14 protein-coding genes, 1 tRNA gene and 1 pseudogene are annotated in these 15,335 nt (G+C 48.4%); 10 read left to right on the forward strand and 6 right to left on the reverse strand.

Translation table 11 applies throughout. The annotated features are described in order from the left end of the window. Nucleotides 1–338 (forward strand): hypothetical protein (locus tag INF29_RS12000; protein WP_193486815.1); only part of this gene is annotated, 338 nt, incomplete at its 5' end. Here INF29_RS12000 and INF29_RS12005 read toward each other — a convergent pair. Continuing rightward, nucleotides 333–548, reverse strand: a complete 216-nt coding sequence (locus INF29_RS12005; protein ID WP_193486817.1) for a hypothetical protein — start codon at nt 546–548, stop codon at nt 333–335. The two genes, INF29_RS12000 and INF29_RS12005, sit on opposite strands and share 6 nt — an antisense overlap. A gap of 13 nt (nt 549–561) precedes the next feature. Between INF29_RS12005 and INF29_RS12010 the strand changes: the two genes are divergently transcribed. The 7 genes from INF29_RS12010 (at nt 562) to INF29_RS12040 (ending at nt 8,945) form a co-directional block, all read left to right on the forward strand. Continuing rightward, nucleotides 562–1,371: an MBL fold metallo-hydrolase gene (locus INF29_RS12010; protein ID WP_193486819.1), complete on the forward strand. Its 810-nt coding sequence runs from the start codon at nt 562–564 to the stop codon at nt 1,369–1,371. Between the two features lie 12 nt (nt 1,372–1,383). Beyond that, nucleotides 1,384–2,655 carry an amidohydrolase gene (locus INF29_RS12015; protein WP_193486821.1) on the forward strand — a complete coding sequence of 424 codons (1,272 nt, stop codon included), beginning with the start codon at nt 1,384–1,386 and terminating at the stop codon, nt 2,653–2,655. 180 nt (nt 2,656–2,835) lie between these two features. Then, nucleotides 2,836–5,190 carry an S-layer homology domain-containing protein gene (locus INF29_RS12020; protein ID WP_193486823.1) on the forward strand — a complete coding sequence of 785 codons (2,355 nt, stop codon included), beginning with the start codon at nt 2,836–2,838 and terminating at the stop codon, nt 5,188–5,190. A gap of 343 nt (nt 5,191–5,533) precedes the next feature. Continuing rightward, the gene (locus INF29_RS12025; RefSeq protein WP_193486825.1) at nt 5,534–6,373 is read left to right on the forward strand and encodes an amino acid ABC transporter substrate-binding protein; all 840 of its coding nucleotides are present in this window, start codon (nt 5,534–5,536) and stop codon (nt 6,371–6,373) included. A 180-nt stretch (nt 6,374–6,553) separates the two neighbouring features. Further along, nucleotides 6,554–7,336: an amino acid ABC transporter permease gene (locus INF29_RS12030; RefSeq protein WP_243184155.1), complete on the forward strand. Its 783-nt coding sequence runs from the start codon at nt 6,554–6,556 to the stop codon at nt 7,334–7,336. 10 nt (nt 7,337–7,346) lie between these two features. Beyond that, nucleotides 7,347–8,108: an amino acid ABC transporter ATP-binding protein gene (locus INF29_RS12035; protein ID WP_072853051.1), complete on the forward strand. Its 762-nt coding sequence runs from the start codon at nt 7,347–7,349 to the stop codon at nt 8,106–8,108. A gap of 9 nt (nt 8,109–8,117) precedes the next feature. Continuing rightward, nucleotides 8,118–8,945 carry a diaminopimelate epimerase gene (locus INF29_RS12040; RefSeq protein WP_193486827.1) on the forward strand — a complete coding sequence of 276 codons (828 nt, stop codon included), beginning with the start codon at nt 8,118–8,120 and terminating at the stop codon, nt 8,943–8,945. A 106-nt stretch (nt 8,946–9,051) separates the two neighbouring features. Here INF29_RS12040 and INF29_RS12045 read toward each other — a convergent pair. The 4 genes and pseudogenes from INF29_RS12045 to murA form a co-directional block, all read right to left on the reverse strand. Then, nucleotides 9,052–9,645: pseudogene (locus INF29_RS12045) on the reverse strand (collagen-like protein); the annotation flags it as partial. Nucleotides 9,646–10,047: 402 nt separating this feature from the next. Beyond that, complete coding sequence (gene ftsH / locus INF29_RS12050) at nt 10,048–11,922, reverse strand: ATP-dependent zinc metalloprotease FtsH (RefSeq protein ID WP_193486829.1); 1,875 nt, start codon at nt 11,920–11,922, stop codon at nt 10,048–10,050. A gap of 6 nt (nt 11,923–11,928) precedes the next feature. Beyond that, nucleotides 11,929–12,399: a MarR family winged helix-turn-helix transcriptional regulator gene (locus tag INF29_RS12055; RefSeq protein WP_072853046.1), complete on the reverse strand. Its 471-nt coding sequence runs from the start codon at nt 12,397–12,399 to the stop codon at nt 11,929–11,931. A gap of 104 nt (nt 12,400–12,503) precedes the next feature. After that, entirely contained in the window at nt 12,504–13,769 is a 1,266-nt protein-coding gene (gene murA / locus INF29_RS12060; protein ID WP_193486831.1) for a UDP-N-acetylglucosamine 1-carboxyvinyltransferase, read from the reverse strand. A 154-nt stretch (nt 13,770–13,923) separates the two neighbouring features. On the opposite strand from murA, the gene INF29_RS12065 reads away from it, so the two are divergent. Both INF29_RS12065 and INF29_RS12070 read left to right on the forward strand, forming a co-directional pair. Then, a tRNA-Gly gene (locus tag INF29_RS12065) sits at nt 13,924–13,994 on the forward strand. Nucleotides 13,995–14,152: 158 nt separating this feature from the next. Further along, nucleotides 14,153–15,190 (forward strand): stalk domain-containing protein, encoded by a 1,038-nt coding sequence (locus INF29_RS12070; RefSeq protein ID WP_193486833.1) that lies wholly within the window; start codon nt 14,153–14,155, stop codon nt 15,188–15,190. Nucleotides 15,191–15,257: 67 nt separating this feature from the next. On the opposite strand, the gene INF29_RS15395 is transcribed toward INF29_RS12070, so the two are convergent. Beyond that, nucleotides 15,258–15,335 (reverse strand): IS3 family transposase (locus INF29_RS15395; RefSeq protein ID WP_408626509.1); only part of this gene is annotated, 78 nt, incomplete at its 5' end.

Below are 15,335 nucleotides of genomic sequence, written 5' to 3' on the forward strand. Positions count from 1 at the left end.
TAAGAAAGGAAATCTCTTTTCCCTTGGAAAAGACCGAAAAAGCCGTCTGCATCATCTCCCTCGTTACACAAAGTGCAAGGTCGGAAGCTGATAAGCGCAGACGGCTTTTTCTGATGAGGTGGGCTTTTGCAGGCTCAAATCCCTGCACCCCGAAGAAAACGGGGACGCCGCAGGCGGCTTTGCCCAGCAAAGTGCTTGACCCCTGCACCCCGAAGAAAACGGGGACGCCGCAGGCGGCTTTGCAAAGCAAAGTGCTTGACCCCTGCACCCCGAAGAAAACGGGGACGCCGCAGGCGGCTTTGCAAAGCAAAGTGCTTGACCCTCTCCGCAATTCATAAAAAGACACCATACACGTAAGTGTGTGGTGTTTTTTCGTTTATAACTGCTACATTCCCTAATTTTTCCTTCCTATTATTTCCATCCCATTTTTTCTCTCTGTTTCCGGAACTTTCCCCTCCCCCTTCCCGTCTATTATTTGATACGCCCTTATGACAATTGTATTTTCCTTCCTTTTTCCTTATAATGGAGTCATACACAACCCAACGCAAAGGAGGGACTTCCATGAAACTGACTGTTTTAATGGACAACCATACAGAAATCGACGTTTACCATCTGGGAGAACCTGCCGTTTCTTACTGGCTGGAAGCAGATGGCAAACGCTTTTTATTCGATACGGGCTATTCTGACGCTTTTTTGAAAAACGCCAAAGCCATGGGCATTGATTTGACCACGGCAGATGCCATTCTGCTTTCTCATGGGCATAACGACCACACCGGCGGTCTGCCTGACCTGCTGGCACTGCCTTTTTCCAAAAAGCCACGGCTCATTGCCCATCCCCATGCCCTGCTGCCCAAGCAATGGGACGGCATGGACATCGGCAGTCCTCTGTCTATGAAAGAATTGCGTGCAAAAGCCATGCTGGAATTTGCCGAAGCGCCCTTGTGGCTCACAGACCACCTTGTTTTTCTGGGAGAAATTCCACACACTGTAGACTTTGAGCCCGCTTATGCCATCGGCGAAACCATCATTGACGGACAGACTGTTCCCGACATCATCGACGACGACACAGCACTGGCTTATGTGACAGAAGCAGGCATTTACATCATCACCGGCTGTTCCCACGCCGGCATCTGCAACATCATACAGTATGCCAAAGCTGTCACAGGCAAGACAAAAGTACTGGGGCTTCTGGGTGGGCTGCATCTGATGGAAGAAAATGAGCGGAGCCAAAAAACCGTTGATTTTCTGGCAAAAGAACAGATTTCTGCGCTGTATCCCTGCCACTGCACGGCTTTTCCTGTGCGGGCAGCACTTCACGCCGTTTCCCCTATACAGGAAGTGGCTGTGGGCATGACACTGGAATGGGAATAAGGAGGAAACATCATGAAAAAAGAATCTCTTTTTGCTGCCATTGACCAGCGGCAGGCGGAAATCCTGTCTTGGGGCAACGCCTTTTTTGACTGCGCCGAACTGGGTTTTCAGGAAGTGAAAACAGCTGCCGCCATCACAGCCCTGTTAGATCAGTGGAACATCCCCTATGAATCCGGTATTGCCATGACAGGCATCCGTGTTACATTGGGCAGCGGTTCTCCCCATATTGCCTTTGTCAGCGACATGGACGCACTGCCCTGCAAAAGCAAAAACGGCACGGTCCATTCCTGCGGGCACAGCATCCAGACTACTTTGGCACTGACACTGATTCGTGCACTGGCTGACTGCGGTCTTCCAAAGAAAAACAGTGGACGTATCAGTTTTTTCTTTACACCGGCAGAAGAATTCATTGATTTTACTTTCCGTGACCAATGCATTGCCGAAGGCAAAATTCGTTATCGCTCCGGCAAGCAAAACATGATTGCAGAAGGATATTTTGACGATGTGGACTGCGTGCTTTCTGCCCACGCCAACGGCGAAACAGAGTATCTGTTTGACATCAATTCCACACTGGCAGGCTTTCTGGCGAAAAAAGCCGTCTTTCTTGGCACAGCGTCCCACTCCGGCGCAGCGCCCCATCTGGGCAGAAACGCCCTCCACGGCGCGGTACTGGCACAGAACGCACTTGCTTTTCTGAAAGACCGCTTCCCTGCCTCTGCCGGTTTACAGCTGCATCCTGTCATTACGGAAGGCGGCGGCACAGTCAACATCATTCCCGACCGGACGGTCATGGAAACTTATATCCGTGCCAATGACAACGCCACTTTGTTTGCCGCAGAGGAACAAGTGGAGCAGTGCATCCATCACTGCGCTGCCGCTCTGGGATTAGGCTGCGAAACAGAAACCACACCGGGCTATCTGCCCTTACGTCAGTCTGCGGAAATGAATGAAATGGTACTGGAAAACATGCTGCTTTTCTGTGAGGAAGATCAGATTCTGCGGAATGTGGTTTCCGGTGCTTCCGGTGACATTGGCGATCTGGGATTTTTGCTGCCTGCGGTACAGATAGGCTTTTCCGGTATAAAAGGGCAGTTCCACAACGACAACTTCACCATTGCCGACAAAGAAAACTGCTATATTCGTACAGCTAAGGTGCTGGCAGGCACCCTCTTTGACCTGCTGCAAAAGCCAATGCATCAGCCTGCGGATTTTGCGGCAAAAAAAGAAAAATACTTGAAACAGCTGGAAAAAAGACAAAATCTGGAAATCTTTACAGAATCTTGACACACTTTTTATAAAACTTAAAAAATTTGAAAAGGTTTTTCTGCGCTTTCATGGTATAGTAATAGTAGGACAGTATCCTACAAACGTCGTTGGTATACATACAACTCGTTTACAAATTGTGAGAAAAAATAAGATATTTAGGATATTTCATATTTTGAGAAGGAATGGGAGGTTTTAGATATGAAACGTTTCCTTACATTGGCAACCACTGCCGCCCTTGTACTGGGCAGCACAAATGCAGTTGCTTTCGGTTCCACTTTTGCAGATATTAACAATGTGCCTTGGCCCGGTGCCGCTACATTCATCGAAGAAGCAGCTTCTTTGGGGCTTATGAGCGGCTACACCGAAAACGACAAAAAATACTGCAAACCCCGCAACAACGTGACTTACTGCGAAGCAACACAGCTCATGTACTCCATCATGAAAACATACTACAAACAGAACGTCACAAACGATACCATCACCAAATGGAAACCCATTATGGATGCGTACAAAATCCCCTCTTGGGCATATAACGCTGTGGCATACGCCCTGGACAAAGGCATCTTGGTTACAAGCGACCTGACAAAATTCATGAAAGGCACCACACAGCAGAACGCCAATAGAGAAGACGTAGGCGTGATTTTCGGCAAAGCTCTGGGCAAAGTTTACACCGTAGATATGGATGCGAAGCTTACTTTCAAAGACGCTGGCTCCATCTCCAAAGCTTCTGTGCCCTATCTGGATCTGCTCTATGACAAAAACATCATGGTAGGTGATGATTACAACAACTTCAATCCCAAAGTAAACATCAACCGTTCCGAAATGGCAGTCCTTTCCGTAAAGACATATAAACTGCTCACCGGCAGCAGCACAGGAGGCAGCACCACCACAAAACCGGAAACACCTTCCAGCGGCTCTGTAACCGGTACCGTTGTGACCACTTCCGTACTGGAAAACGGCGACCTGTTCTGCAGCGTAAAGACTACTACAGGCACTGGTCTGAACCTCTTTGGTGAAAAAGGCACTGCGAAGGCTTATTACGACGGTCAGGAAATCGATTTCTCCGAAATCGGCAGCGGTGACAGCGTCACATTGACTTATAGTGGTGACAGCATCAAATCCATCACTGTTACAAAATCTGTCAACGGCATTGGCTCCAAACAGACCTTTGAACTGGTGGATATGAGCTCCAACAAGATCACTGTCAAAGACGGTTCCAAAGAAAAAACATATACCATGACCGACGATGTGAAGGTATATCTGGATGACAAATCCACAACACCTTCCCGCATCTTCAGCGCACTGGATAACGGCGACGACTTCACCGTTACCATCTATCTCAATGCTGACAACGAAGTCACAAAATTGTATGCCGTTACCCAGAACGACAACCCGAAATCCGGTCTGCTGACAGATCTGGATGATGACGAACTGACGATCAAATCCAACGGCAAATCTTATGACTACGATGTGGACAGCGATGTAGATGTCAAAGACGAACTGACAGATTATTCTTTCAGCGATCTGAAAAAATACTATGATGATACAGATTTCTATGTAACACTGACCACAGACAGCAAAAATGTCGTTACAAAAATCACTGTCAACTATGCGGAAGACGAAGTCAACGGTGTATTGACAGACGTAACATCCAGAAAAATCACCATCGAAGCCCAGGGCGACAGCTATACTTATGATCTGGACACTGACGTAGATGTCAAAGTAGACGGCAAGAGCAAAGACATCGACTTCCTGAAAGAAAACCACGAAGAAACCTCTTACCGCGTTTCCCTTACACTGAACCGCGATGATGATGTTACCGACATCGTTGCCATCGAAGAATCCATGGGCGAATCCAAAGGTATCATCAAAAAGATCAGCAGCAGCGAAATCGAAATCAGAAACGATGACGGCGAAACCTATACTTATGACCTGCTGGAGGATACAGACGATATCGACGTTACCCTCAACGGCAGCTCTTCTGACTTTGACGAACTGAAAGATCAGTACAAAAAATATGATTATGAAGCACAGCTTTCCTTCAAAAACAAACAGGTTTCTAAAATTGTAGCAGTCAACACAGAAGCCGACGAAGGGGAACTGCGCAAACTGAGTGAAGATGAAATCACCATCCGCGTAGACGGCAGCAACTTTACTTATGATCTGGATAAAGATGTGGAAGTCACACTGGAAGGCGACGACTACACCCTGTCCAAACTCATCCGTGACTTCAAAGATTATGAAAACTTTGATGTCAAACTGAAATTCAACAGCTCCAAGAGCAAAGTAACCGAAATCGAAGCAGACTACGCTTCCTCCAAACGTGAAGTGGAAGGCGACCTGGACGGTATTTCTTCCTCTTGGATCAAAGTAGACGGCGAAAAATATTATCTGTCTGACGATTTTGACAAAGACGATGATGTATACGGCGACGCAAAAGACTATGATGATCTGGATGATAAATATGATGATGGCGACGGCACCGACTTCGTCATTGAACTGAAATTGAACAGCAGCGGCGAAGTTATCCGCATTGACGCAACCGAAGACTAATGCGTCTTTTCCCAAACTGTGACATCAAAAATAATGTTTTTTGATGCGGCTTCATAAAAAACACAAATAGCCGGAATCCTTATACCATAAAGGGTTCCGGCTATTATTGTTTCTGCGGATTATTTTACAGGAAACGCTCCCCTTCTCTCTCATTGGCAAAACGTCATTTCCGCAAAAACAAATGTCTTTTTATTCAGCTTTACCAATGAAAGCTTGATTTTTTTCAAAAAAATGAAAGAGTATTACCAATTTACTTTAGTCTGATAACGTGATAAAATGATAAAGAATTCAGCGATGAAACATTTTAGGGAAAAAATCAATAGAAAAAAGGAGAGATTGGAGTATGAAAAAATATCTTGCTTTGTTTTTGACTATGGCAATGTCCGTTGGTGTACTGGCTGGCTGCGGTGGCGGCAACGAAGAACCCGCTGCAACTGACGGCGCAGATACAGCGGAACGCACCACATTTACAGTAGGCTTTGACGCAGAATATCCCCCTTACGGCTTCAAAAACGACGCTGGCGAATATGTTGGCTTCGACCTGGATCTGGCTCAGGAAGTATGTGACCGCAACGGCTGGGAACTGATCAAACAGCCCATCGACTGGAGCTCCAAAGATATGGAACTGAACAGCGGCACTGTTGACTGTCTGTGGAACGGCTTCACCATGACAGGCAGAGAAAGCGAATATACTTTCTCCGAACCTTATGTAGACAACAGCATCGTATTCGTTGTTCGTCAGGATTCTGACATCCAGACAAAAGAAGATCTGGCTGGCAAAATCGTCATCACACAGGCTGGTTCCTCTGCACTGACAGCTCTGACCAACACAGAAGACAACGATGAAAACCTGGCTCTGGCAGCTACTTTCGCTTCTCTGGAACAGACACCCGATTACAACAGCGCATTCATGAGCCTGGAAACAGGTGCTGTTGATGCCATCGCCGTTGATATCGGTGTTGCACAGTATCAGCTGACCAACCACAGCGATAAATTCCGTCAGCTGGAAGAACCCCTGTCCACAGAACAGTATGCCATCGCCTTCAAACTGGGCAATGAAGCCCTGAGAGATCAGGTTCAGGCTACACTGGATGAAATGGTAGAAGACGGCACATTTGATGCAATTGCAGCAAATTACGCAGATTACAACCTGGATCAGATGGTTTGCCTTGGCAAAGAATAATCAAATATGATACAATACAAGGGCGTGCGGACAATGTTCCGCACGCTTCTTCCCTGTTTATGACACTGTCTTTCCTTTGAAAGCCTTTGTCCGCACAGGGAGGCTGACATAAAGAAATGGGCTTCCCGTTTTCTTATGTGAGCGCAAAGCGCCAAAACAAAGAAAGGACGAAACAATTTTATGGATGCACAAACCCTTATGAACATCACACAACAATTGGCTGTGGGACTTCTGGATTCCTGCAAAATCTTTTTCCTGACACTGTTATTTTCCATGCCTCTGGGGCTGTTGGTAACCTTTGGGCGCATGTCTAAATGGGCGCCGCTGAAATTCCTTGCGCCCCAAACACTGGTTGAAAAGCTGAAACTGGCACAGTCCGCAGAAGGCAAGGCGGAAAACCTGCCTATGGGCACACGGTTTGCAGGCGGTCTGTTCTTCTTCAAACCCATCCAGTGGATCATCAAAGTATTCATCGCTATTCTGCGTGGTACACCTCTGATGCTGCAGCTGTTTGCCGTTTACTACGGTCCTTACTACCTGTTCGGTATTCCCATCACCAATGAATATCGTTTCACTGCAGTTATCATTGCGTTCTCCATCAACTATGCCGCTTACTTTGCGGAAATCTACCGCGCCGGCATCGAATCCATTCCTGTGGGACAGTATGAAGCAGCTACTGTGCTGGGCTACAACAAAGTCCAGACCTTCCTGCGCATTGTCTTCCCTCAGATGTGCAAACGGATCATGCCCCCTGTAACAAACGAAACCATTACACTGGTCAAAGATACATCCTTTGCCTTCGTTATTTCCTATCCGGAAATGTTCACCATCGCAAAGCAGATCTCTGCGGCACAGACCACCATCATGCCTCTGATCATCGCTGGTGTGTTCTACTTCATCTTCAACGGCATCGTTGCCTTTGTGATGGATAAGACCGAAAAGAAAATGAATTATTATCGTTAAGGAGGCAGCCATGAAATTACTGGAAATCAATCACTGCAATAAAAAATTCGGGGACAACGAAGTCCTCAAGGATATCTCCCTTTCTGTAGAAGAAGGACAGGTTGTGAGCATCATCGGACCCTCCGGCTCCGGTAAATCCACACTGCTGCGCTGCGCAACACTGCTGGAAACCATGGACGGCGGCGACCTGATCTATCTGGGAGAATACACAGCAAAAGCTGACGAAACAGGCAAATCCATTTACGGCACCAAAGCCGAACTGCAAAAGGCAAGACAGCACTTTGGTCTGGTATTCCAAAACTTCAACCTGTTTCCTCATTACTCCGTACTGAAAAACATCACAGAACCCCCCATCCTCATCGGCAAACGCCCCAAAGACGAAGTTTACGCCGAAGCAAGAGAACTGCTGAAAAAAATGGGTCTGGCAGATAAAGAAGATGCTTACCCCTACCAGCTTTCCGGCGGTCAGCAGCAGCGTGTATCCATTGCCCGCGCATTGGCAATGAAACCGAAAATCCTGTTCTTCGACGAACCCACTTCCGCCCTTGACCCGGAACTGACAGGGGAAATCCTGCACGTTATCAAAGAACTGGCAGCAGAACACATGACCATGGTCATTGTTACCCACGAAATGAGCTTTGCCCGTGACGTATCCGACCACATCATTTTCATGGACGGCGGCGTCATTGTGGAAGAAGGGGAACCCAAAGAACTCATCAACAACCCCAAACAGGAACGTACCAAAGCATTCCTGAGCCGCTTCCAGGCATAAGGAGGCACTATGGAACTCCAATTTGTGAAAGTAAGCCCAAATGAAAATATGACACTGCTTATCGAAAGCCCTGTGCCAAGAAGTCAGCATCTGGCAGTGGCAAAGGCACTCATTGCCTACGGCAGTGTTTACGCGGAACAGGCGGGATACATCGAAGAACCGGAAAACAAAGCAGCCTGCGCCCGTCTGCAAATGATGGCTGGGGAATTCTGCGGCAACGCCACCCTTTCTCTGGGGGCATACCTGTTCTCCAAGGAACATCCCGAAACAGGCGCAGAAAAAAACTTCCTGTTAGAAGTATCCGGCGCAGACAGCCTCATCGACTGCCATATGAAAAAAGAAGCTGACGGCTATCTGGGACAGCTTTCCATGCCTATGCCTGCGAAGATTGTCACAGAAACCTATGTGCTGGACGGCGTTTCCTATGAACTGGAAACGGTCTATCTGCCAGGCATCACCCACATCATCGTTCCCAAGGCTCTTTGGGGCAAAAAGGCACGGGAAAAGGCAGAACAGGCGACAGCAGCATGGGAAAATCAGATTGCTGAAGAAGCCTTTGGTATTCTGCTTTTTGACGAAACAGAAATGACGCTGGAACCGCTGGTATGCGTCAAAAACGCCTCTCTCGTATGGGAAAGAGGCTGCGGCAGCGGCACAACAGCCCTTGGCGCAGCTTTGGCAACCAAAAAACAAGATTCCCTTTCTCTGGGATTGAAACAGCCCGGCGGCGTCATGCAGATTGACGCTGAATGGAAAGATGGCTGCCTGCATTCTCTGACTTTGACGGTTCATGTAAAAATCGTGGCAGCAGGTACTGCCTATCTGGAATCTTTCTAACAAAAACATATGAAAAACAAGCAAAACCGGAAACCCATATCAATGGATTTCCGGTTTTTTTACGTGTCAGAAAATCATCCGATTTTCCAAAAATCAGGGATTAGGGCCCGGCTGACCCGGTAGGACCGGTAGCACCTGTTTCACCTGTTGCGCCGGTAGGTCCCGTTGCACCTGTTTCGCCTGTTGCGCCCGTAGGTCCTGTGGGACCTGTTTCACCGGTAGCTCCTGTTGCGCCGCCTTCCCCGGTAGGACCAGTTGCGCCTGTTGCGCCGCTTTCCCCAGTAGGTCCTGTTGCGCCTGTTGCGCCACTTTCCCCGGTAGGACCAGTTGCGCCCGTTGCGCCGCTTTCCCCGGTAGGTCCTGTTGCGCCCGTTGCACCAATTTGACCAGTAGGTCCTGTAGGTCCTGTTTCACCGGTAGGTCCAGTAATGCTCAAGCCCGCAATGCCGGTAGGTCCTGTGGGACCAGTTACGCCGATGCCGGTTGCACCTGTTGCGCCTGTTGCTCCTGTTGCGCCTGTTGCACCCGTTGCGCCGGTAGGTCCTGTAATACCGCCGCCTGTGCCGGTTGCGCCCGTTGCACCGGTGGGACCTGTGGCACCGGTAGGACCTGTTGCGCCGGTAATGCCTGCTGCACCTGTGATACCGGTAGCACCTGTCACGCCCGGGGCACCTGTAGGACCTGTAGGTCCCGTTACACCGGTGATGACAACCACATAACATCCGGGCCAGCATTCCGGCCAGCAGCCGGGATTGCAGGGATTACAGGAATTACAATCTGGATGCCATGGATTGCAGTCAGGACGGCAGCGGTTTTGGTTCTGTCCGCCGCAGGAATGACCGGTATATCCATTCTGTCCGCCTGTGTAACAGCCGCCGCTGTTTCCCGTATTCCGGGGCACAGGTTCACAGCCGAATCCGCCGTACCAGCCGCTGCCGCGGCGATTATACCCGTTTCCGTCGGGATTTCGATACATACGCATTCCCCTCTTTTCCTTATCCTTTTCTGTGTTCATTTTATATTATGTACGCTGCCCAAAATTGTGCCCCTTTTCTCCTGCAAACAAAAAAAGAGAGAGGATTTGTATCCTCTCTCTGCTTTATTATGCTTCCAGATTTGCTTCTGTTGTTTCTTCCGGTTTTCTTTTCAGAATTTCCATGAATTCTTCACCGGTGATGGTTTCTTTTTCCAGCAGATAAGCGGAAATTTCATCCAGCTTATCTTTATGGCTGCTGATAATCTGATATGCCTTGTCATGGGCTTCTTTGACCATGGCAATGACTGCCGCGTCGATACGGGTTGCTGTTTCATTGGAGCAAGCCAATGTGGTATCGCCGCCCAGATACTGGTTGTTGATGGTTTCCAGAGCAACCATGCCGAACTCGTCACTCATGCCGTAACGAGTAATCATGGCTCTTGCCATACGGGTTGCCTGCTCTATATCGTTGGACGCCCCGGTGGTGATGGAGTTAAACTGAATTTCTTCCGCCACACGACCGCCGGTGAGTGTTGCAATTTTATTGAAGGCTTCTTCCTTATTCATGAGGAATTTTTCGCCCTCGTCAATCTGCAGGGTATAACCCAATGCACCGGAAGTTCTGGGAATGATGGTAATCTTATGAACAGGTGCGGAATTTTTCTGGAGAGCCGCTACCAGCGCATGACCAACTTCGTGGTATGCAATGATGGCTTTTTCCTCTTTGGAAATAACCGCGCCTTTCCGCTGATAACCTGCCAGAATCACTTCTACGCTTTCTTCCAGGTCTGTCTGACTTACTTTATCCCGCCCCATACGCACCGCACGGAGGGCGCCTTCGTTGATGATATTGGCAAGTTCCGCACCGGAAGCACCGCTGGTTGCTCTTGCCACAGCGCCAAAGTCGATGTTGTCTTCCATTTTGATTTTTGCCGCATGGACTTTCAAAATGGCTTCTCGACCTTGCAGGTCAGGCAGTTCCACAGGGATTCTTCTGTCGAAACGACCGGGACGCAGGAGGGCTTTGTCCAGTGTTTCGGGACGGTTGGTAGCTGCCAGAATGACAACACCTTTTGTGGCGTCAAAACCATCCATTTCTGTCAGCAGCTGGTTCAGGGTCTGTTCTCTTTCGTCGTTGCCGCCCATGCCGTTGCCGTCACGTTTTTTCCCGATGGTATCAATTTCGTCGATGAATACGATACAAGGGGCTTTTTCCCCTGCCTGTTTGAACAGGTCACGGACTTTCGCTGCACCCATACCTACGAACATTTCCACAAACTCAGAACCGGAAATGGAGAAGAAAGGTACATTGGCTTCCCCGGCTACTGCCTGGGCCAGCAATGTTTTACCGGTACCCGGAGGGCCTACCAGCAGGGCGCCTTTTGGCATTTTCGCACCTACACTGGTGTATTTTGCAGGGTTATGCAAAAAGTCTACGATTTCTTTCAGTGCTTCTTTGGCTTCGTCCTGTCCTGCAACGTCTTTGAATGTCTTGCCGGTCTGGGCTTTTACATAAACCTTGGCGTTGGACTTGCCAAAAGCCATAGCATTGGCACCAAAACCGCCTTTTTTCATCATTCTGCCGAACACCAGCCGCCAGAACAGGAAGAACAGCAGGAACATGATGAGGGAACTCATCCATGGCGAAACTTCCTTGGGCTCAATGGCGGAGAAGTTTGCCCCAGCCGCATACAAACGGTCTACTAGCATATTATCCTGCATCCGCACGGTGCAGTAGAGCATTTCATGCTGCTGCTGACCAGGAAAAATCTGGGTCTGGGGTTCCTCGTTGGTATCTTCTTTCAGGGAATAATAGATCACATCCTCATTGACCTGTACCTGATCGATATTCTTTGCTTCCAATTCGTCCAAGAACACATTGTAACTTACTTCCTGCACCGTGTTATTGGCAAACATGGGCAGTACCAGCCAGTTGATCACAAACATTACCGCCAGGGCAATGAGCCAGTAATAAATCAACGGCTTTTTCTGGTTTTCCATATACATTCACTCGCCTTTCTGCTCGTCGTATGTAAGCATATCTTCCTGTAGATTTGCTTTCATCTTTTCCAATATTTCCAAAAAAACTTCTATTTCTGCTTTCGATAGTCCCCGCAGAGCGATTTTTTCCATCCGCACCACAGCCATTTCTACCTCTCGATGCAGGCTTTTTGCCTGAGGCGTCAAAATAATCCGTTTCAGTCTGGCATCTTCTTCCACAGACAACCGCTGGATCAGACCTTTTTTCTCCATGCCTTTGAGAATCCCCGTCACCGTGGAACGGCGCACATGAAATTCCGCCTCCAGATCTCGCTGGAACACATCCTGCTCCTGATGCTGATAGAGATACTCCAGTATGAATAGCTGCATCCCTGTCAGATTTGTAGCCTCTACGCAGGTCGTGCAGGCGTTGGCACTGTGCCGCATGAGATTGGACACCATTTTCCATTCCAGACAAAAGGAAATTTTCGGCTGCATCCTGTCACCTCCAAAAAATGTTAGGGTACTAACTGTATCTTTCCCTAACAGTATAGCACCCTTTCATCCACTGTATGTGAATAAATTGTAAACATTTTATGAACTTATGAATCTTTTGACCGCTGGATATCTGCCCCCAAAGCCCGCAGCTTTTCCTCAATGCGGTCATAGCCCCGTTCAATGTGGTAAATATCACTGATTTCCGTTTCTCCTCTGGCTGCCAGTGCCGACAAAATCAGGGCTGCTCCTGCCCGCAGGTCTGTGGCACGGACGCTGGTGCCCGTCAGGCTGTCCACACCTTCGATAATGGCGGAACGGCTGTCTATCTTGATATCTGCCCCCATACGCTGCAATTCTGCCGCATGCATGAACCGATTTTCGAATACGGTCTCCGTGATAACACTGGTGCCCTTTGTAACGGCTGCCAAACTCATAAACAACGCCTGCATATCTGTGGGGAAGCCGGGATAAGGCATGGTTTTCAGCTGTATGGGACGAAGTCTGCCCTTCCGGTACACCCGCAGTCCCGATGATGTCACTTCCGTCTTGGCATTACACTCTGTCAATTTGGCAATGACAGGAGTCAAATGTTCCTGCCGCACCTGTTCTAACAAAATATCGCCGCCAGTGATGGCAGCTGCCGTCATAAACGTTCCTGCCTCTATGCGATCGGAAATGACATTGTGTGTGGCGCCATGCAGCCGTTTCTGCCCCTGAATGACAATGGTGTCTGTGCCGTCCCCAGTGATTTCCGCCCCCATTTTTCGCAAAAAAACCGCCAAATCACATATTTCTGGCTCTGCTGCCGCATTCTCTATGGTGGTGGCGCCTTTTGCAAGGGTTGCTGCCATCATAATATTTTCCGTTGCTCCTACGCTGGGAAAATCCAGATAAACCCGTTTGCCACGCAAGCCGTTTTTTGCCGAAAGCTCCACCACTCCATGTTCCAGTTTATGGACTGCCCCCATGATGGAAAATCCTTTCAAATGCAAATCCACCGGTCTGCTGCCAATGGGACAGCCGCCGGGCAAAGGCAGTGCTGCCTGATGACATCTTGCCAGCAAAGGTCCTGCTGCCAGAAAAGACGCCCGCATGGCACAGGCATTTTTCTCCGCCGCCTGCTGATTGGATAATGTTTCGCTACAAATGCGCATGGTTTCCGTAAGCCCATCATAAGATGTTTCTGCGCCAAATTCCTCCAATAATTCCGCCATTTCCATGACATCTGTCAATGCTGGAACGTTTGTAATGGTGCAGGGTTCTTCTGTCAGCAGACAAGCTGCCAGTATGGGTAAAACGGCATTTTTCGCTCCACTGATCCGCACCGTACCGTGAAGGGCTTCGCTTTGCCGTACAATCAATTTTTCCATGGTTCTGACCTCGTTTTTTCTGAAATTTGTGTTTTTAGTATGCCCATGGAACACATTCGCAGTCTGAAAAATCAAAGGAAAAAACGCAATTTTTTGTCAGAAAAATAGGGCTTTACATCCCCAAAAAATCCGTGTATAATTAACCATGAACTTTGCGGATGTAGTTCATTGGTAGAATGAAAGCTTCCCAAGCTTTAGAGGCGGGTTCGATTCCCGTCATCCGCTTTTTTGACCTGTTGGCAATGCCAGCAGGTTTTTTTATTTTTTTGAAAAAATACCTTTTTTATGAAACCTTTCTTTTTTCCTTCCGTCAAACAAAACAGAAAACATCGGAAACAAACATAAATCAAAAAAATTGCGACAACAAAAGGAGGTTGCTTATTATGAAACGAAATGTCATTACAGCTTTGTCATTAACCGCAGTTCTGCTTTGCGGCACCACAACAGCTTTTGCCCAAGAAGCACAGGCACCTGTTGCTGAAAACCCTTCCGCAGAGGCACCCATTCCCGCTCTGCCGGAACGGTATCTGGCTTACGGCAGAATCACTGACATCCGCAAAGAAAACGGCGTCATCAAATCCATCACTGCTGAAGATGTGCAGGATCAGACAGTCATTTATATCGTATCTGAAGATACCCTGTGTCTGGACAGTGGCAGAGGCACACAGATGGACATCAATGACCTGAAAGTTGGCGACGGCGTATACTTCTATCATAGTCCTGCCATGACCATGAGTATTCCTCCACAGACCTCTGTGGAAGCCATTGTGGGCAATACGCCTATGGACGTAGCTTGTGCCCGTTTCCACACCGTAGAGGCAGTGGAAAACACACAGAACGGCATCCGCATTACCACCGACCAGGGCGGACTGTATATCACTGTCGCAAAAGATGCTACAGCAACATCCTATGCAGATAACAGCGCCTTTGATCTGGCTGATCTGAAGGAAGGCGACCGGATTTTCACATGGTATGATGTTGTAGCAGAAAGTTACCCCGCTCAGGCTGGTGTAAATCGCGTTGTGGTAGTTCCTGCTGCGGAAGATACAGAAACAGCTGCATCTCCTGTGAAAATTTCCTACAGCAAGTCCGAAATGACTACAAAGGACGATGTAACCTGCGTACCTCTGCGGGAAACAGCTGACGCTTTGGGCTTAACCCTTACATGGGATCGTGACAGCCGCACAGCCACACTGGAAAGCGACACACGCGCCATGGATCTGGCAGAAGGCAAAGACCTGTATGTTTCCACATCAACCATTCCCGGTGCCGTTGGCATGACTTCTCCCGGCACATTGGGCGTTGCGCCTTATATCGCCGATGATGGCGCTATGTATGTGCCTGCGGAAGCCTTTGAATGGCTGGTAGGCTATGATGTAACCGAAGATGATACTACCGTTACCATCGCTGCGGAAAAATAAAAATCATCCTATCTAAATAAATGAACTGAACCCAAAAAGTTAGACAATATTTTCAAATTAAAATTGTTTAAGAAGCCAGAAGGGCTTGTTGTCTGTAAATTGCAGGTGGCAAGCCCTTTAACTTTGCTTTGATTCGATGGTTATT

It is taken from the genome of Anaerotignum lactatifermentans, assembly GCF_014982935.1.
Classification (GTDB): domain Bacteria; phylum Bacillota; class Clostridia; order Lachnospirales; family Anaerotignaceae; genus Anaerotignum; species Anaerotignum lactatifermentans.